Origin of the sequence: Ancylothrix sp. D3o (assembly GCF_025370775.1) — a bacterium.
Taxonomy (GTDB): Bacteria; Cyanobacteriota; Cyanobacteriia; order Cyanobacteriales; family Oscillatoriaceae; genus Ancylothrix.
Genome location: NZ_JAMXEX010000004.1, coordinates 40,114 through 58,739, shown reverse-complemented (window position 1 = coordinate 58,739; position 18,626 = coordinate 40,114). Strand labels below are relative to the sequence as shown.

At 45.4% G+C, this 18,626-nt stretch carries 12 protein-coding genes; 5 read left to right on the top strand and 7 right to left on the bottom strand.

Translation table 11 applies throughout. The features are described 5' to 3' along the window. Positions 1-62: 62 nt before the first annotated feature. Together NG798_RS09570 and NG798_RS09565 are read left to right on the top strand one after the other, a co-directional pair. Positions 63-1,013 (top strand): ABC transporter ATP-binding protein, encoded by a 951-nt coding sequence (locus NG798_RS09570; RefSeq protein WP_261222259.1) that lies wholly within the window; start codon positions 63-65, stop codon positions 1,011-1,013. Positions 1,014-1,082: 69 nt separating this feature from the next. Continuing rightward, positions 1,083-2,930: an ABC transporter permease gene (locus NG798_RS09565; RefSeq protein WP_261222256.1), complete on the top strand. Its 1,848-nt coding sequence runs from the start codon at positions 1,083-1,085 to the stop codon at positions 2,928-2,930. A gap of 69 nt (positions 2,931-2,999) precedes the next feature. Here NG798_RS09565 and NG798_RS09560 read toward each other — a convergent pair whose 3' ends face one another. Further along, the gene (locus tag NG798_RS09560) at positions 3,000-3,431 is read right to left on the bottom strand and encodes a VOC family protein (protein ID WP_261222255.1); all 432 of its coding nucleotides are present in this window, start codon (positions 3,429-3,431) and stop codon (positions 3,000-3,002) included. Between the two features lie 28 nt (positions 3,432-3,459). Here NG798_RS09560 and NG798_RS09555 point away from each other — a divergent pair, with 28 nt between their 5' ends. Continuing rightward, positions 3,460-4,233 (top strand): TIGR00297 family protein, encoded by a 774-nt coding sequence (locus NG798_RS09555; RefSeq protein WP_261222253.1) that lies wholly within the window; start codon positions 3,460-3,462, stop codon positions 4,231-4,233. A gap of 262 nt (positions 4,234-4,495) precedes the next feature. Here NG798_RS09555 and NG798_RS09550 read toward each other — a convergent pair whose 3' ends face one another. The 4 genes from NG798_RS09550 to NG798_RS09535 all read right to left on the bottom strand — a co-directional run bounded on the left by NG798_RS09550 (position 4,496) and on the right by NG798_RS09535 (position 9,530). Beyond that, the gene (locus NG798_RS09550) at positions 4,496-5,380 is read right to left on the bottom strand and encodes an SDR family oxidoreductase (protein ID WP_261222252.1); all 885 of its coding nucleotides are present in this window, start codon (positions 5,378-5,380) and stop codon (positions 4,496-4,498) included. A gap of 92 nt (positions 5,381-5,472) precedes the next feature. Beyond that, positions 5,473-6,255, bottom strand: coding sequence for an exodeoxyribonuclease III (xth, locus tag NG798_RS09545; RefSeq protein WP_261222250.1), 783 nt, complete (start codon positions 6,253-6,255; stop codon positions 5,473-5,475). Positions 6,256-6,413: 158 nt separating this feature from the next. Continuing rightward, positions 6,414-8,051: an acetolactate synthase large subunit gene (locus NG798_RS09540; RefSeq protein ID WP_317619583.1), complete on the bottom strand. Its 1,638-nt coding sequence runs from the start codon at positions 8,049-8,051 to the stop codon at positions 6,414-6,416. Positions 8,052-8,162: 111 nt separating this feature from the next. Further along, positions 8,163-9,530, bottom strand: coding sequence for an NAD-dependent succinate-semialdehyde dehydrogenase (locus tag NG798_RS09535; RefSeq protein WP_261222247.1), 1,368 nt, complete (start codon positions 9,528-9,530; stop codon positions 8,163-8,165). 781 nt (positions 9,531-10,311) lie between these two features. On the opposite strand from NG798_RS09535, the gene NG798_RS09530 reads away from it, so the two are divergent. Together NG798_RS09530 and NG798_RS09525 are read left to right on the top strand one after the other, a co-directional pair. Further along, positions 10,312-11,964: an S-layer homology domain-containing protein gene (locus tag NG798_RS09530; RefSeq protein ID WP_261222245.1), complete on the top strand. Its 1,653-nt coding sequence runs from the start codon at positions 10,312-10,314 to the stop codon at positions 11,962-11,964. Positions 11,965-11,986: 22 nt separating this feature from the next. Then, the gene (locus NG798_RS09525) at positions 11,987-13,759 is read left to right on the top strand and encodes a hypothetical protein (protein ID WP_261222244.1); all 1,773 of its coding nucleotides are present in this window, start codon (positions 11,987-11,989) and stop codon (positions 13,757-13,759) included. 108 nt (positions 13,760-13,867) lie between these two features. Here NG798_RS09525 and NG798_RS09520 read toward each other — a convergent pair whose 3' ends face one another. Further along, a complete protein-coding gene (locus tag NG798_RS09520) occupies positions 13,868-16,183 on the bottom strand; it encodes a polysaccharide biosynthesis tyrosine autokinase (RefSeq protein ID WP_261222243.1) in 2,316 nt (771 codons plus the stop codon). Between the two features lie 72 nt (positions 16,184-16,255). Then, complete coding sequence (locus tag NG798_RS09515; protein ID WP_261222242.1) at positions 16,256-18,457, bottom strand: SLBB domain-containing protein; 2,202 nt, start codon at positions 18,455-18,457, stop codon at positions 16,256-16,258. Positions 18,458-18,626 lie beyond the last annotated feature (169 nt).

The following is an 18,626-nucleotide window of genomic DNA, read 5'->3' as shown; positions in this document are numbered from 1 at the left end:
GCTGTAGGGGTAGGCTAGGCTATGGAAAAACCGGCCTTATCAACTCTCTCACTCCCGCAGCTATGTCAAAACAACTTGCAGTAGATACTCGCGGATTGACGAAACAATTTGACCGGCACATTGCAGTCAATGATGTTGATCTTCAGATAGAATGTGGCGAAGTTTACGGATTAATTGGCCCCAATGGTGCGGGTAAAACCACTTTAATCCGAATGTTAGCTACCGCAGAAGAACCGACTACCGGCGAAATTTATATCAATGGTGAACGGTTGTTCAGAGATAATAGTAATCCCAAACTTAAACAGCGGATTGGCTATTTGCCTGATGATTTTCCGATGTATGATGATTTGGTCGTTTGGGATTATTTGGATTATTTTGCTCGGTTGTATTTTTTGCGGGAACCTCACCGCACTCGCCGGCTTTGTGAGGTGTTGGAGTTGGTGCAATTAACTAATAAACGTCACAGTCAAATTTCTACTCTGTCGCGGGGGATGAAACAAAGGCTGAGTCTGGCTAGGACGATTATTCACGAGCCGATTGTGTTGTTGTTGGATGAGCCGGTTTCTGGGTTAGATCCGATTGCTAGAATGCAGTTTCGTGAAATTATTAAAACGTTGCGGGAAGCGGGAATGACGATTTTAATTTCTTCGCACGTTTTAAGCGATTTGGCGGAGCTTTGTACGTCGGTTGGTATTATGGAGTTGAGTTATTTGGTAGAAAGTGCTAGACTCGAAGAACTCTATAAACGGTTGAGCCGGCAAGAGATTATGATGTCAACTTTGGGAAGTTTAGAAGCTTTAGAATCTGAGCTAAAAAATTATCCTAAAGTGGAAGATTGGGAAAGAGTTACGGGGACGGAAAATTTACGAGTGCATTTTTCAGGAACGCCCGAAGAAAGTGCTGATTTGTTGCGTTCTTTGGTGTTGTCGGGGATTCGTTTATCTGAATTCCATTGCACTAGAGAAGATTTGGAATCGATTTTTTTGAAATTGGGACACAAACAAGCGTCTTAAGGGTCATTTGTCATTGGTAAAAAGACTAGAGTCAAGAATCGTTTCTAAAAAATAAAGGACTCACCAACCATGAAAAATTTGCTGGATAAGTTGGGAAATTGGAATCCGCAGTTATTGCGAGAATTAAAAGGCCGGTTAAAAGGTCGAAATATTTTTATTGCCGCGTTGGCTTCGATTTGTGGTCAATTGTTGGTGTTGTATTCTTTTTTGCGGCAAATTCCGATTCACCCCTACAATATTATGGGTGACTATTGCCGGCTGAGGGATAGTTATTTACCTTATCAACAGCAACAATATCAATTGCAAAACCAAGTCAGTAACCTTCGACATTCATCTGGTTATAGTCCTCCAAATACTCAGTTTTATATGCAGTTTGCGGAAGGGACTTCCAAGGCTGAGAAAATAAAACTCTTGGATCAAAAAATATCCCAACTGGGAAAATTGTTAAATCAAAACTGTCCTGCTGATGGGATCAATTTACAACTTTGGTGGGAAAATCACTGGCCACAGATTTTTGTAGCGTTGAGTGTGTGTGGTTTCGTTGTTTTATTAACGGTAGGAACCTATATGCTCATTAGTGATTTAGCGAATGAAGAACGGCGGGGAACGCTTAATTTTATCCGCTTGAGCCCTCAGTCTGGTAACAAGATTTTTCTAGGGAAAATTTTGGGTGTTCCGTTGTTACTTTATGTGGCGGCGTTGGTGGCTTTGCCTTTTCATTTGTATGCGGGGTTTTCTGCGGGAATTCCTAACCATGAAATTCTCAGCTATTACCTGGTTGTGGTAGGTAGTTGTGCGTTTTTCTATAGTGGGGCGTTGCTCTTTGGTTCCATGACTTCTTGGTTGGCTGGTTTCCAACCTTGGTTAGGAAGTGGGATGATTTTCTTGTTTCTGATGATGGTTAATTACAAACAAATTTTGAAAAGTCCTTTTGATTTCTTGAATTTGTTTTCTCCGTCAGTTTTGCTTCCTTATTTGATAAATTGGACCGGCAAGGAGTATTATGATCTGCCGTTTCGTCACGGGATGATTAATTCTTGGGAGTGGTTTTATTTACCGTTGGGGGCTGCGGGGTTTGGTGTAGTGCTTTTTGTGCTGTGTCATTATGGGTTGTGGACTTATTGGATTTCCCAAGCTTTGAACCGGCGTTTTGATTCGGATGAAGCGACGATGTTAAGCAAACGCCAAAGTTATTTAATAACGGCGTGTTTTGCGGTGGAATTGTTGGGTTTTGCGGTGCAAAGTCCGAACCCAAGTTATTCTTCGCAGTATCTTATAAATCTGCAATCAGGGTTAATGTTAACGTTTTTCTTGTTGTTGATTTTGATGGCTGCGTTGTCTCCCAATCGACAAGTTTTGCTGGAATGGGCGCGTTATAAACATTTGGCAAAACGCAAGGAAAGTGGGGTTCGAGTTTCTGTTTGGCAGGATTTAGTTTGGGGCGAAAAAAGTCCGACTGTGGTGGCGATGGTGGTTAATTGTGTGATTGCTACTGCGCCGATGATGGCTTGGATTTTGCTTTGGAGTGCGCCTTTTGAGGCTAAGGAAACGGCTTTTGCTGGTCTAATGTTGTTGATGAGTTTAGTGTTAATTTGTGCTCGTTTGGTGCAATTAACTCTGTTGATGAAGACTCCCAAACGGGCTTTTTGGGCGGCTGGTTCTGTGGGTAGTCTTTTGTGTGTTCCGCCGTTTGCTTTGGGCATTCTTTCAATTTATGCCGGCACTAATAATGGCGGTTTCTGGTTGTTAACGATGTGGCCTTGGGAGGCGCTGAAATATGTTGATTTAAATCAGGTTTTTGGGTTGCTTGGGTTTGAGTTTGTAGTGTTTGGGGTGTTGAGTTGGCAGTTGCACAAGCAGCTACGAATGTTTGGGGAATCTGCGTCAAAAGCTGCACTGGCTGCAAAACGCAGTTAAGAGACGATTGAAGTTTTTTAAAAGCCCGGTTTCTTCTGAAAGAAGCCGGGTTTTTGATTGGGATAAAAACTAGACAGCATCTCCAACTTGGGCAAATTCTTTGGCTCCAAAAATGGCTTCGTAGTGGCAATAATATTTGAATTCTAGGACGTTATAAAAGGGGTCTTCTAAGAAAAATGTGCGGTGTTCGGTGGGTTGGCCGGTGAACCGGCGTTTCGGTTCTTCTCTAAAGGTAAGTTGTTTTTGTTGGGCGCGTTTTAGTAAGGTTTCCCAGTCAGACTCCGAAGTGAAAATTAGGCCGAAATGGCGGGGATAAATTGTGCGTTGGGGGGTGAGGGGTTCGTGGGTGAGGTGGGCAACAATTTGATGTCCGTAAAGGTTAAGAATGACGGAACTAGGGGACTCGCGGCCAATTTGACAGCCTAATCCTTCGACGTAAAATTGTTTGGTTTGGGCAATATTTGCGACGGGGAAGGCAAGATGAAATAAAACTTGGTTCATAATGAATTTGTAGTTTTTGGTGAATGCGATGTTATCTCTAGTTTATGGGTTGAATCCTTGGTTGGTTGCTGTTGGTTTGAATACGGTTTTGTTGATTGTTGCGTATTTGGTGCCGAAAAAGTTGCTGACACCGGCAGGGTTGTTACACGCTTGGGTTTTGGGGGTGTTGGTTTGGGGATGTTTGGGGTGGCGTGGGTATGGGGTGGTGATGTTTTATTTTTTGGTGGGTTCGGCGGTGACGCGGGTGGGAATGAAGCAGAAAGAGGCGCTGGGGATAGCGGAGAAGCGGTCGGGGGCACGCGGGCCTGAGAATGTGTGGGGCTCGGCGTTAACGGGGACTTTGTGTGCTTTGGGGGTGTTGGCGGCGGGTTATTGGGGTGGGGGGTTTTGGGTGCCTTTGTTGTTGTTGGGGTATGTGGCGAGTTTTAGCACTAAGTTATCGGATACGAGTGCAAGTGAGATAGGTAAAGTATATGGAAAGCGGACGTTTTTGATTACGACTTTGCAGCCGGTGGAACGGGGTACGGAGGGGGCTGTGAGTTTGGAGGGTACTTTGGCGGGAGTTTTGGCTTCTGTTGTGATTGCTTTGGTTGGTTGGGGGGTTGGGATGATTGATTTGTTGGGGGTTTTATGGTGTGTGATTGCGGCTTTTGTGGCGACGAATTTGGAAAGTGTGATTGGCGCAACTTTGCAATCTAAGTTTGTTTGGTTGACGAATGAGGTGGTTAATTTTATTAATACTTTGATTGGGGCTTTTGTGGCTATTTTGTTCGGTTTGGCTTGGGGTTTTTGGGTGGGGTAGGTGTGGGGTTTGTTTGGTTGGGTTGATCTTTAACCCAACCTACTCTGTGTTTTGCTGATTGTATGAAAAGGGGGGCCGGTGGAATTGCCGAACTATTTTTATGATAGGTATTTTGGGAAAGTGCCGGCATCTTACCCCCAAATCAACAAATCCCAGCCCTTGTGTGATAATCCAAAACAATTAACCAACCCCATAAAACGCTCCCTAGCCCCGATAGGGGCTTTATTCATGTAGCTCTGGGTTTGAACCCAGAGCGCATAACTCAAACCCCCAAATACCGGCGCACAAAAGCCTCCAAACTCTCCATCTTCATATCAAAAACAGCCTCCAACCGCGCAATTTCTTCAGGCGTACAAAAAAACTCATTCCCCAACAAAGTCCGAAAAGTACCCAGAGACTTTTGCAATTTTGGATTCAACAAACCCAAACCCGCACGCACACCATCCAACACCAAAAGCGGCGGATTAACAATCACCGGCTCCCTGTTAAAAATCTTCCCAAAAATCTGCGGAATCTCATCACGCGACAAAATTTGCGGCCCCCCAACCGCAAAAACTTGATTTTTTGCCCCCTCCACAAACACCGAATCAACCGCAATTTTTGCCAAATCATCCGTACTCACAACCGACGATCTATTACGCAAATCACCCACACTCAAATAAATGCCGGTTTGCCGAAATCTTTCCGCCAAAACTAACAAATTAGAAGCCAAACCAGAAGGACGCAAAATCGTATAATTCACCCCGCTTTTCTCTAAATACTTCTCTACCTCCCGCTTAGCCTTAAACACCGGCGCATCCTCATATCCCCGATCTGCACCCAACACCGAAATAAACACAAAATGCTCAACTCCCTGAGCCTTTCCAAAATCAATTAAATCAATATTTGCCCGATATTCAAGCGCCTGCGCTCCCCCACTCACCTCATTAGAACCGTGAGCGCTGATAATATATCGCACTCCTTCACAGGCTTTTTGCATATCTCGCTCTCGCGTCAAATCCCCAATAAAAATTTCCGCCCCTCGATTTTCTAACTCAGAATAGCGAGACGTGAGACGCACAAAGGCTCGCACTTCCTGACCCCGTTCCCGCAACAACCGTACAATCCGTCTGCCTAAACCGCCAGTGGCGCCGGTGACTAAAAACATAAATTTGCCTCTTTTTGATTTTTAACCGCAGATTAACGCAGATTAACGCGGATGATCTATCTGCGTTTATCCGCGTCCATCTGCGGTTTATTTTAAACCTCCAAAATCACTGGCGTATGGTCGCTCGGTTTTTCCAACTTCCTCGGCGCAACATCAATCACACACCCAACCGCTCGCTCATAAAGGTGCGGAGTTGCATATAAATGGTCAATTCGCCAGCCGCGATTTCGCGCAAATGAACCTCCGCGATAATCCCACCAGCTATATTGCCCACCCTCATCACTAAATTTGCGAAACGTATCCGCCAACCCCAAACTTAAAACCTCCCGCAAAGCCTGCCTTTCCGGCTCCGATGCCATCACTTGGCCCTTATACGCCTTCGGGTTATGAATATCTCGCTCCTCCAAAGCAATATTAAAATCCCCGCAAATGCACAATTTATCAAATTTGTCAATAGCTACTTTCAAATATTCTTGCAACAACTTTAACCAACTCAATTTATAAACATATTTATCGCTGCCAACCTCCGAACCATTCGGCACATAAACATTGACAATCCTTACGCCATTAACCGTGCCGGCAATTAGCCGTTTTTGTTCATCAAAATCACCCACATCCGCACCCAAAACCCCACCAAAACCCAAACTTAAATCAGTCACCGGCAGCCGGCTTAAAAACGCCACGCCATTGTAAGACTTTTGCCCATAAACATACACCTCATACCCCAACTCCTCAAAAGTTGAGCGGGGAAAATCAGCATCCACAACCTTAGTTTCTTGTAAACACAAAATATCCACAGAATTACTCAACAACCACCCCTTAACATGATCCAATCGGCTGCGAATTGAGTTCACATTCCACGTCGCAATTTTCATTTTATCTCCTAATTTTTAAGCGTAATTGGCTATAAGTATAAACAAAAAAAATCCTTGACAAAAGTTTCTAGTCCTTCTGAACTAAAAACCCGGCTTCTCACAGAAACCGGGTATCTAACCATCCTAACTTACCATAAAATCTGCCCCATTAACCATAGCTAAATGGCACAATTTAAAGCACCGGCCTTTTGAGTAAAACGCAGATTTTCCCGATAATCAACCCGACAATCAATCACCGAAGGCACAGACTGAGTAAGCGCATCCTTCAACATCGGAATAAAATCAGCCGTAGACTCAATCCGATATCCCTTCAACCCCATACTTTCGGCAAACTTCACAAAATCAGGATTCGTAAATTGCGTAAAAGCACTACGCCCTAACTGATTCTGTTGTTTCCACTCAATCAACCCATAGCCACCATCATTAAAAATAATCGTGACAAACGGAGTCCCCACACGCAAAGCGGTTTCTAACTCCTGGCAATTCATCATAAAACCACCATCACCCGTCACCGCCACAATATTCTTATCCGGGTAAACCAACTTCGCAGCCATCGCCCCAGGAATTGCAATTCCCATCGCTGCAAAACCATTAGAAATAATACAAGTATTTGGACTTTCGCAGTGATAATGCCGCGCCATCCACATTTTATGAGCACCGACATCACAAATCACCACATCATCAGCACCCATCACTTGCCGCAAATCATAAATCAATTTTTGCGGTTTGATTGGAAACTCTGAATCATTCGCATAACGCTCATAATCAGCCCGAATACTATCCCGCAATTCCACCGCATAAGGCTCAGGTTTCCCTGTCCGATCCGTCCGTTTCATTATTTCATAAAGCGAATCTGAAATATCTCCTACTACTTCCACTTCAGGAATATAACTACTATCAATCTCCGCCGGCATCGCACTAATATGAACAATCGGCGTTTTCCCCTCCCGATTCCATTTTTTCGGGGAATACTCAATTAAATCATAACCAATTGCAATCACCACATCCGTATTATCAAACCCACAACTAATATGATCCCGTTGCTGCAAACCCACCGCCCAAAGAGCCAAAGGATGAGTATAAGGAATCACCCCCTTACCCATAAACGTATTTGCCACAGGAATATTCATCTTTGTAGCAAACTCCGTCAAAGCCTCACTCGCATTCGCACGAATCGCCCCATTTCCCACCAAAATTAAAGGATTCTTCGCCTGCGAAATAATCTCCGCCGCCTTTTCAATACTGTGAAAAGACGCAAAAGTTGGGGATAAGTCGCCTTTACTGAGTGGTTGCCCTGTCACCGGCATCGCCGCAATATTTTCCGGCACATCAATATGCACAGCACCCGGTTTTTCTGATTGTGCTAACTTAAAAGCACGACGCACCAATTCCGGCGTAATACTAGGGCGAACAATTTGAGCATTCCACTTAGTAACTGGCGCAAACATTGCCACTAAATCCAAATATTGATGAGATTCAATGTGCATCCGATCTGTCCCCACCTGGCCGGTAATAGCCACCAAAGGAGCCCCATCCAAATTTGCATCCGCCACGCCGGTCATTAAATTAGTCGCCCCAGGACCAAGCGTAGACAAACAGACCCCAGCCTGACCCGTTAAACGACCATAAACATCAGCCATAAAAGCCGCACCCTGTTCGTGACGAGTCGTAATAAACTGAATCGAAGACTTACGCAAAGCCTCCAAAACGTGCAAATTTTCCTCTCCCGGTAGCCCAAAAACATAACGCACACCCTCATTTTCAAGGCAGCGTACAAGCAACTCAGCAGTATTCATTTCACTCATATTCTTTTTACCTGTTCCTTGGTTTCTTCAAAAAATTAAACTCATTACTAGGATGGTTCCTAAAAATAAAAACCATCCTACATTTTTCTACCTTTACAACCTTTATTTGACCCAAACAGTCTTGATATTGACAAATTCGTGAATTCCCTGCACACTCAACTCCCGACCATAGCCAGACCGCTTAATTCCGCCAAACGGTAAACGCGGATCAGATTTCACCATGCCATTAATAAAAACAGCACCGGCCTCTAACTCCTCCATAAACCGTTCCGCTTCTTGAGCATCATTTGTCCAAGCACTTGCACCCAAACCAAACGATGTACTATTTGCTAATTCAATCGCCTCATCGATATCAGCTACTCGAAATAGCAACGCCACCGGCCCGAAAAATTCCTCAGAATAAGCCGGAGAACCAGGAGCAAAATCTGTCAAAATCGTAGGCGCATAAAAATTACCAGGCCGGTCAGACAAAGCATGACCTCCGACCAAAACCCTCGCCCCTTTTTCCACACAGTTTTGCACTTGACTATCCAAATCCTTCAAAATATCGGCAGTTGCCAAAGGCCCAATATCAGTTTTATCATCCAAGGGATCACCAACCCGCAAAGCTTTAAATTTCTCTACGAATCTTTGCTCAAATTCATCTGCAATTACATTCGCAACAATAAAACGTTTAGCAGCGATACAAGATTGACCAGCATTCAGCAGCCTTGCCGCCACAGCAACAGAAACAGCCGCCGACCGATCAGCACTTGGCAAAACAATAAATGGATCACTTCCGCCTAATTCCAAGACAGTTTTCTTAAGACATTTCCCCGCAGCCGAAGCCAAAGCCATGCCTGCCGGTTCGCTGCCGGTGAGAGTAGCCGCCATCACACGATCATCAGCAATCAAACCGGCGACCTTATCTGAACCCACCAACAAAGTCTGAAAAACTCCCTCTGGAAAACCGGCTTCCTGAAAAATCTCGTCAATGGCTAAAGCACATTGGGGAACATTAGAAGCGTGTTTGAGCAAACCCACATTTCCCGCCATCAAAGCCGGTGCCGCAAACCGAAACACCTGCCAAAATGGGAAATTCCAAGGCATCACCGCTAAAATAGCCCCCAACGGTTGATAGCGGACAAAACTCCGACCGGCATCCGACTCCACCGGCACATCCGCTAGAAAACTTTCTGCTTTTTCTGCATAAAATCTGCACACCAGCGCACATTTTTCTACCTCGGCAATAGCAGATTTTAATGGCTTGCCCATTTCAATCGTCATTATTTTGGCAAACTCTTGTTTACGCCGGTCTAAAATATCTGCCGCCGCCTTCATCCACTCACCGCGCTGCGTCATCGGAATGCGCCGGTAAGTTAAAAACGCCTTCTGTGCAGCTTCAAGTTTTGCTTCAATCTCCGCCTCAGTTAGCGCCTCAAAGGTTTTCAGCACTTCGCCGCTTGCTGGGTTAATCGTCGCAATCGCCATGAATTTCATCTCCTATTGAAACTCTCTACGCGGATAGTACGGGCGGGTTCATCCACATCCTGGCCACCAACAAATATCATTTAAGAACCAGCCCCTACCCCCTTCTTCCACTGTGGCGTATTGCAAGCCCATTGCCCAATTTTTTAAGTTATTTTTTTATAATTTAAAGTTTTTGTAAAGTGTTGACACATTTAAAGGTGATCCTCATCTGCCAACACAAAAAGCCAAATTTTTCTCTTCCAAAAACGGGAACTATTCAAATAACTTTCCCGTCCGAACAGACAAACTAACAGCCAACATTGATGCCGCCAACAACCTCTCAAGGCAGTTGGCATATTCTAGGCATCAAATTTTAAAAGGTAGTTTTTCAGGTTCTATGCAACCAGAACTTGCGAAAGATCCTGATCTTTTAAGTCTTGGGGTAGGCAAGTTCGTTGGCTCTGATACCAGCAGGCCAGCCGTGCGTCAGCACCTTAACCCTACGGGAAGCTTAGCTGTTTAACCAGATGGCCAAGCCCAACCAAAATCTATCTTTTGGTACAGGATAAAAGCCATTCCTAGACTGGGATATTCCTATATATTTAGTGTTAACTGCCTCCTAACCGGCTTTTCCGGAAAATTTAGAGAGAAGTACAGGGATCAAGAGACAGTTTTTGTGAGGAGTCATAGGAGTAAATGTGTGAAATCAACACGATTTAAAACTTATCCCAGCGCAAAGGGCCACGAGCTTTTCTTGTGGTGGAAACAGCTTTTATTTGTAAGCTCGATATTCAGCAGTTTTATGCTGATGTCCCCTGCTTCGGCGGCATACTGGCTTGAAAGCCTCAATGTGGCAGTGCAAGAGCAGACCCCCCAAAACTCAGAAAGCCTACCCCCAGAAACAACAAACCACCAAGCTGTAGCTGTTAAGCTCGTTGATGCCAAAAAAGCTGAGCCGCTGGCAGCAAAAACTACCGTCACGGAATTGCTGACATCAGGAACAACGCACGAGGTACAACCTCTTGTAGCCCAAGCTTCTACTTTCCCCGATATTCAGGGACATTGGGCACAAAGTTTTGTAGAACCTTTGGCGGCGAGGGGTATTATTCGCGGCTTTCCCGATGGCACATTTCGCCCGGAAGAGTCGGTGACGCGGGCCCAGTTTGCGGCAATTATCGGCAAAGCCTTTGCTGGCAATGCGGTGAGAAACCCAATTCAATTTGCCGATGTGCCGGTGAGATATTGGGCTTACGATGGCATTCAACAAGCCTACCAAATCGGCTTTTTGGAGGGATATCCAAACAATACTTTTAATCCAGAGCAAAATATCCCCCGTGTACAGGTTTTGGTGTCTTTGAGTAATGGGTTAAATTTAGCTGCCGGTGCAGAACAAAACCGCGTTTTAACAACCTCTTTTCAAGACGCCGCTCAAATTCCCTCCTATGCTCTGCCCAGTGTAGCGGCGGCGGCGGAAAATCAATTAGTGGTTAATTATCCGGATATCAACCGGCTTAGACCAAATCAAAACGCCACGCGAGCCGAAACCGCAGCCTTGATCTACCAAGCGCTTGCTAATGCCGGCCTCGTTCCCTCGCTCACCCCAGACAATCCAGCCACCCGCTATATTGCAGGCTACCAACCCCCCCAACCTACGGCTCAGCAACCCGCCCCACAACCGGCACCGGCACCGGAAGATCCCGCCAGCCTCCGCGATGAGTTACGAATTCCAATTCCCCAAGCCGCTTTGCTTTTGCCAAGTTTCAGTTCCATTTCACCTGGATCGAGTTCTGGCAGTCCTACAGCTTTCGGTGCCGATTATGGGAATGCTTTTATAGGAGCAAGTTTTCAAGCCCGCACTCGCTATACCAACCTTTCTGATGGAGCCGTTTCTTTTGGCTTTGGTGTCGGGGACGCCCAAAAATCTGTTGGTCTGGAAGTTGCCGTCGCTGTTTTAGATTTGGCCAACAGCGGACGCGGCGACCCAGGGACACTGGGACGGGGTAGTGTCAGTTTTAAGCTACACCGCATTTTACCTGATGATATGGCAGTGGCAGTTGGGGTTGAAAATTTACTCGTTTGGGGGGGAACCGATTCAGGAACCAGTTTATATGGTGTAGTCAGTAAAGTTTTCCGTTTACAAGATAGTCCCGAAAAACCCTTCAGTAGCCTAACTGCTTCGGTGGGTTTAGGTACAGGTCGTTTTAAATCGGAATGGGATTTTGAAAACGGCCAAGGCTCTGTCAATGTATTTGGCAGTTTGGGTTTACGGGTGGCGGAACCTGTCAGTTTAATTGCCGACTGGACGGGTCAAGATTTAACTTTGGGTGCATCTATTGTTCCATTTAGAAATATTCCGCTTGTGATTACTCCGGCGTTTGCTGATATTACCGGCAATGCTGGAGATGGAGCGAGATTTATTTTGGGAATTGGGTACAGTTTTCCTTATTCTTTCTAAGTTTTTACAGGATTAAAAAACCATGAACAGAAAACATCTTGTCAAGTTTGGTTGTGCGTTTGGTTCTTCTTTAATGTTGCTTCAAATGGCCCCTTTGGTTCATGCCGGGAATATGTCTGACGGCACCGGCCACAACGCCAACCCCGTCCCCACCGGCAATGGATCAGATTACACCGGCTCACTTAACCAAGTTATTGTCAGGCTAGTGACAACAACGTTAATTAATATTCGGGGAACAGCCATTTCTCGTGAAATTCAGCAAAGTTTTGCCGCTCTTTTGGTTGGCGATGCTGATATTAGTTCGGTTGTCCAAATTTTGCTCAGGGCTGGAATTGAACAGCAACAGGCTTTACTTTTAGCTCAGCGTTTGCAAGGTTTAATTCAACTCGATGGCACTATTAATCAAGCCCAACTCGCTCAGGTAGTTCTTGCTTACCGATCTATTATAGCTTCGGCAAATATCGAGTTTTTTTTGAATCCTAACCCCGAATTTTTAGCGCTGCAAGCCATTTTAAGTCAGCTTACTCAAAATCAGTTAGATTTTGCCTTTATTGCGCCGGATGTTAATACAAATCCGACTTTGATTACGCTGATTAGAAGTTTGAGTGGGGGCAGCTTTACAGCCGGCGGTGTAACGGTCAATAGCCAGTTTCAAGCAGTTTTGTTAAATCTAATTTTAGGTCGGGTTGATATTAGTACAGCCGTGAATACTTTTGTTGCAATTGGTATTCGGGCTGATTTAGCTCAATCTTTAGCCCAAGGTTTTCAAGGTTTGATTCAAGCGGATGGAAGTATTAACTACACTCAGCTAAGTTTGGTGATGACGACTTATCAGCAAGTGGTAGCGAATTCGAGTGTGGCATTTTTAACTAATCCTTCGGTGGAATTTTTAGCTTTACAAGCGCTTTTAATTCAGTTGGGTGTTAATCCTACGCAAGTAGCAATTAATGTGCCGTCAAACCCTGGCGGTGGCGTGACTCCTCCAACTGATAACGCTGGTGGTGAAACCCCCACAACTCCGGGGGGTGGAACAAAGCCTGGTGGCGATGTGGCCGGCAAACCTGGTCAGGGTCAAGGGAACGGTTCGGGCGGTAATATGTCGGATGGGACTGGTGCAATTATTACTACTGGAGATATTGCGGGGAATTTATCGGATGCTACCGGCCCCATTGTGACAACGGGTGATATTGCAGGTAAACCAGATGATAAGCCAGGGCAAATCAAGCCGCTGCCGGTTGCTAATAATAATTCAGGTACATCGGTCGGCAATAATAACAATAATGGAGCCGGTGTAATATTTATTGCCAGTTACATTGGTGGGCCCTTTTCTTTTGCCAATATTGTCATCCAAAATGCAATTCGCCTTGCAGCAAGATCGGTGGTCGCACAGTTAAGAGCGCCCGGCTCCTTGACGGTTCAAGGTCGCATAGTTTCGTTTGAGTCTAAGCAAGTTGTTCTCAACATTTTGATTGCCAAAAATGAGGCAAATAATGGCCGATTTGTCAGTTCTTGTACGCGGGCCGGCATTAACGGCGCTTTGGCTCAAAATTTAGCAAAAAGCTTGCAAGGATTGGTTTTAACGGATGATGGTGGCGAAGTGTCCGGCGTTGATGCTACGAAATTGTTAGCAGCTTTGGGAAGTTACAATGCCATCATTGATAGCAGCAGTCCGCAAGTTTTGGCTAACCGTCCGGGTGAAGTGACGGTGGTGCAATTTAGCTTGTCTAGTATGGTGAAAGCTGGGTTTAGTGCATCATCAGGAAATCAAACTGCCACAACTGATGCCAGCGAATAAAGAACAAAGCCGGTTAAAAATTAAGGGATAGTAAAAAAGCCATCATCGGAAAATAAAATTTTCGCTTGATGGCTTTGTTTTACAATTTAGTTTCGGTATCCCTTAAAATTACAAGGCACTACTTATTTCTTCCTTCTGCGTTCGGGGAGTAGGTGAAATATACCTCTGGTTGTTATAAACACTGACCGTTTCTTTTACCTGGTTGGCAACAATTCCTAAAACTGGAGTACCGGCAATTTGCAATCCTTGTAAAGCCTGTTTTAATTCGGATTGATCGGTATGAGAGATTCCCACAACCAATAAGATCCCATCAGTGTAGCCGGCTAAAAGACTGCTATCTGCCAAACCCAACAAAGGAGGGGTATCGTAAATAACTAGATCATAAGCTGTCCGCCACTGCGACATTAAACTAAGCATTTTTTTAGAAGACAGCAGTCGCAGGGGGTCAGTGGTATGGGAACCGGCAGTAATTACAAATAAGTTTTCTTCAGCCGGCGACTTTTGGATAACGCTTTCTGATGTTAAATCTGTGGCCAACAAATCGGTCAAGCCGGCAGAAGCCGGTAAGCCAAGTTTTGCCTCAATTTGAGGCCAGCGGAGGTCTGCATCCACCAATAAAACTCGCTGTCCCATTGCAGCGGCAGCCTGGGCCAAATTAGTTGCCACTGTAGATTTACCATCGCCTGGTGCCGATGAGCTAATAACTAAAGAGTGAATTGAATTCCCGGCACTTAATAACCGAAGATTAGCATTTAGAGAGCGAAACGCTTCCATAAAAGGCGAAGCGCTGGTGTAGGTGGATAAGGCAAAAGGCGTCTTATCGACTGGTACTGTTTGTGAGGGAATTAGCTTCGCTTGGTCACTCAGAGGAATGAGTCCCAGAATTGGTAATTTGGTGGCGTTTTTAATATCTTCAGGCCGGTGGAAAACATTATTAAGCCGGTCAAGTAAGAAGGCGGTAGCTACACCCAAAAGCAAACCACCAAAGATTCCTACAGCTAAACGCTTTGGCAAATTAGGAGATGCAACAACTAATTTCCCATCCTTATCTTTGGGAATTTTTGGCTCTGAAATCATCTCCCAAGGCACATCTTGCTTTGCCGCATCCACCCGCAAACTTTCTCGCTGAGCTAAAAGTTGGTTGAGAGTATTAGTAGCAACACCCAATTCTCGCTGTAAGTCAGTAAATTGACGAATGACTACGGGGAATTGTTTCACCTCTTCACTGAGCCGCTTCAGCGCCCCATCAATAGCTTGAGAGCGAACTTTTAAAACCTCAATTTGATTAGAGCTATCCACCAACTGTTGAGCTAAACCTAGACGGATAGAATCTTGAAAAGGCACACTTTCGAGTTGTTGTATAGGCACTTGTTGCAAGCTTTGCCCTAAAACCTTTTCCGCTTCTTGACGTATTAAAGGTTCTAACAGGGCCTCCTGATTCAACATATCTTGAATTTGAGGGCTGTTGACAGTAAACCGCCTTTTTTCCAATTCAATTTTCGTGCGGATATCTTTGAGTTGATTGAGAAGCTGTTGGTAGCGTGGAGCTTGAGTGAGTGCTGAAGAAACCAAAGCTGTATCTGCCGTTTGACCGCTGAGGCGTTTTTGCAAGTTTTCCGCAAGCAATTGCTGTTGAACAATGGCAGTTCTTATCTCTAACCTCTGACTATCAAGGTCAACCATTTGTTTGGCTAATTGTTGACCTTGAACTTGAGGATCAATCAAATTATACTGTTGCCGAAATTGTTGTAGTTGAGCTTGTAAACCATCAACCCGCTGACGCATTTGCGGAAGTTGCTCATCAATAAACTGAATTCCTTGGCGACTGTCTGTCTTGCGGTCGTCACGGCTATAGTTCAGGTAGCCTTGAGACAATTTCTCCAAGACAAACATAATTTTTTGAGGATCTTTGTCGATATAGCTAACTGTAATAACCTTAGTTTTTCTGATCCGCTCTATCGCTAAAAAGCCTTTTTGACCTGGCCCCCCTAAAAGTTTTTTATAATCAATTTCAGCATATTTGGATTTTAACTGCTGAATAATCGGCTCCATCACTTTTGGGCTTTGCATAACCGCCAATTGGCTCTCGTAATCCAAACTTCCGGCTCGGCCCATCCCCAATAATTCAGCGCCCGCAGGTAAATTGGCCGGCATCTTGTTTTGACTCGCCACCGGCTCCACTAAAAGTTGAAATGAGCCTTGATATTTCGGTGTCTCACTTAAAGTCCAGGCTAACACTGCTCCTGTTGCTGCTGTTGTGATTAGCCCCACGACAATAGCTCGACGGCGGATAGTACCTAATATAGAACCGAGATTCAAACCATCATCTTCAGATTCTTGAGCCTCAGTTATGACCTCATGCTGATATTGAGGCTGGATATTTCTAGCCTGTGGTATGTTCGGATAATTTTGTGCAGTTTCCATTTGACCCCCTTGTATTGTTTGCTAGTTCTTATTTGAAATAAATATTTATACCCGCTCCTCAGACATACCCTTCTAAAACCCGAATAGCTGCAAAACGCGGAAAACGCCAAGTATATTTGTGACGGGACTAAAGACAGTTGAAAGCGTATCTGATAAGGCAGCAATACGCGACCGGCCTACTACTATCACATCATTGGGACGTAAGGAAGGGTTGTTATTTTCATTTAATTCTTGCGAAAAATCAAGCTCAAGAGTCCTGCGAGAAATCGTCCCATTGGGGTTGAGACGAATCAATTCTACTTCTTGCGTTTTGGCTCTCAGTTGGTTTAGTCCTCCCGCAGCCAAAAGCGCCTGGTTTAGAGATGTGTTAGGTGGTACTTCCACAACACCAGGTTTAGTAACCTCTCCCACCACATTGACTCTAATGATAGCTGGAGAAAAATTAGCCGCTCCAATTTGGGCTGTTTCGGTTAAATCGACAATCTCAGCCGTCGGCACCACAATTGTGTCATTTTGATCCAAAATCACATCTTGATTAAGATCCCCCGCTTGCAATAACTGCCAGAGATTAACATCAATAATTTGCTCAGTACCTTCTCTTGTTGGCCTGCGTACCTGAATACGGCGGATATCAGCAGTTTGAGTAATCCCCCCAGCAGTTTGCAAAGCGCGAGTCACCGTTACCACCCCAAGCTGTCCGCCTTCATCATCCAACCGCTGCATGGTATAAGAACCCGGCCGGTTGACCTCACCCGTAATGGCAATATTTAAAGGCCGAGTTGAGTCACCGGCAAAACTCGTAACAGCCAGTTGAGCAAGTTCTGCGGTATTAACATTCGTAGACGTAGGCACTACAATTGTATCGTTTTGGCCCAAAATAATATCTTGCTTCAGGTCGCCAGCCTGTAAAAGTTGCCACAAATCCACATTAATCACTTGCTCTGTGTTTTGTCGGGTTGGCCGGCGTACTTGAATGCGGCGGATATCTGCCGACTGGGTAATACCGCCGGCGGTTTGCAAAGCACGAGTCACCGTTATTAATCCCAATTGTCCGCCTTTATCATCTATGCGCTGAACAGTATAAGACCCCGGACGGTTGACCTCACCCGTAATCGCAATATTCAGAGGTCGAGTTGGGTCGCCGGCCAGGCTTGTGTTGGCAATTTCCGCTGCCTGATCCAAGTCCAGACGCGCCACCGTTGGCACAACAATCGTATCCCCCGGGGCGAGTACCACATCTTGACTCAAGTCTGTCCCTCGAACTAAGCCCAAAAGATTCAGATTAATGGTTTGGGCGATGCCGGTTTGAGTCAAACGCTGTACCTTCACATTTTGGACATCGGCTGCCCCCGTTAAACCCCCTGCTGTTTGGATGGCACGGCTGACTGTTAAAACCCCACCCGTTTGATCCACACGAGTCACAATATAAGGCCCAGGCCGGTTTACCTCACCCACCACCGTAATATTCACGGGCCGAGTCTGGTCGCCTGAAAAACTTGTAATAGCGAGTTGAGAAGCTTGCTGAGGAGTGAGCGACGTTAAAGGCGGCACAAAAATACTATCTCCATCTCGCACGGGAATATCTTCACCAAGAGCCGCTTGCTGAGACAATCTCGAAAGGTCAAAAGAGCCACCGGCTCCAGTTGCGGAGCGGATTTGGACATTACGGATATCAGCCGACTGTGTGACCCCACCAGCAGCTTGAAGGGCTCGCGTCAAAGTTGGCACTTGAATTGCCCCGCCGCCACCAGTATTACCCAGTCCAACAGGAGTTAAACTATAAGATCCAGGCCGGTTCACTTCTCCAGCCACAGCAATATTAATCGGTCTCGGTTCGAGCAAGCTCAGGGTAACAATGGGATTGGTTAAAAATGGCCGGTATTGTTCAGATATTTGTCTTGCCGCTTGCTGTAAAGTCAAACCTTGAACAAAAATAGGCCCTGGTAACAGGGGTAAATTGAGCGTCCCATCCGCCAAAACACGGTGCTGACCATTGCCACCGCTATATTCTGGGACATTAAAAATATCAACTTGAACCCGGTCGCCTGGACCAAGTATATAAAGTTCTCCGCGTTGGCCAATTTGAGCGATTTTCTGACTTTGACCAAAGTTACTAGGGGCTGTTTTATCCAGATCCCCGCCACCAACCAACATCATCGAAGAACCACCCCCTACAGGAATGGCGGCTGACACCACAGGAGATGAAGAGCCGAGCAGCGCGACAGCAAAAGCTGTTAAACCGGTCAGAGATTGATTAAAAAATAGTTTATTCACACTCTCTTCGTGTTTTCCAAACAAGCCCATGAATTTATGTTCCCTAAAACCTGCACGAACCATAAGGATTTTCGTAAGTTCAAGCTTACCTTAGCAGGAAAAAAGCCTCAATATTGTCCTTTGTCCCTTGTAAGAGTGTCATTGGTTTTTTCTTGACCAATGCCTAATG

Coding starts and splice junctions, on each gene's coding strand:
- NG798_RS09570 (WP_261222259.1), top strand. CDS start 63: ATGTCAAAACAACTTGCAGTAGATACTCGCGGATTGACGAAACAATTT.
- NG798_RS09560 (WP_261222255.1), bottom strand. CDS start 3,431: ATGAACCAAGTTTTATTTCATCTTGCCTTCCCCGTCGCAAATATTGCC.
- NG798_RS09530 (WP_261222245.1), top strand. CDS start 10,312: ATGCTGATGTCCCCTGCTTCGGCGGCATACTGGCTTGAAAGCCTCAAT.
- NG798_RS09535 (WP_261222247.1), bottom strand. CDS start 9,530: ATGGCGATTGCGACGATTAACCCAGCAAGCGGCGAAGTGCTGAAAACC.
- NG798_RS09540 (WP_317619583.1), bottom strand. CDS start 8,051: ATGAATACTGCTGAGTTGCTTGTACGCTGCCTTGAAAATGAGGGTGTG.
- NG798_RS09555 (WP_261222253.1), top strand. CDS start 3,460: ATGTTATCTCTAGTTTATGGGTTGAATCCTTGGTTGGTTGCTGTTGGT.
- xth (WP_261222250.1), bottom strand. CDS start 6,255: ATGAAAATTGCGACGTGGAATGTGAACTCAATTCGCAGCCGATTGGAT.
- NG798_RS09565 (WP_261222256.1), top strand. CDS start 1,083: ATGAAAAATTTGCTGGATAAGTTGGGAAATTGGAATCCGCAGTTATTG.
- NG798_RS09525 (WP_261222244.1), top strand. CDS start 11,987: ATGAACAGAAAACATCTTGTCAAGTTTGGTTGTGCGTTTGGTTCTTCT.
- NG798_RS09520 (WP_261222243.1), bottom strand. CDS start 16,183: ATGGAAACTGCACAAAATTATCCGAACATACCACAGGCTAGAAATATC.
- NG798_RS09550 (WP_261222252.1), bottom strand. CDS start 5,380: ATGTTTTTAGTCACCGGCGCCACTGGCGGTTTAGGCAGACGGATTGTA.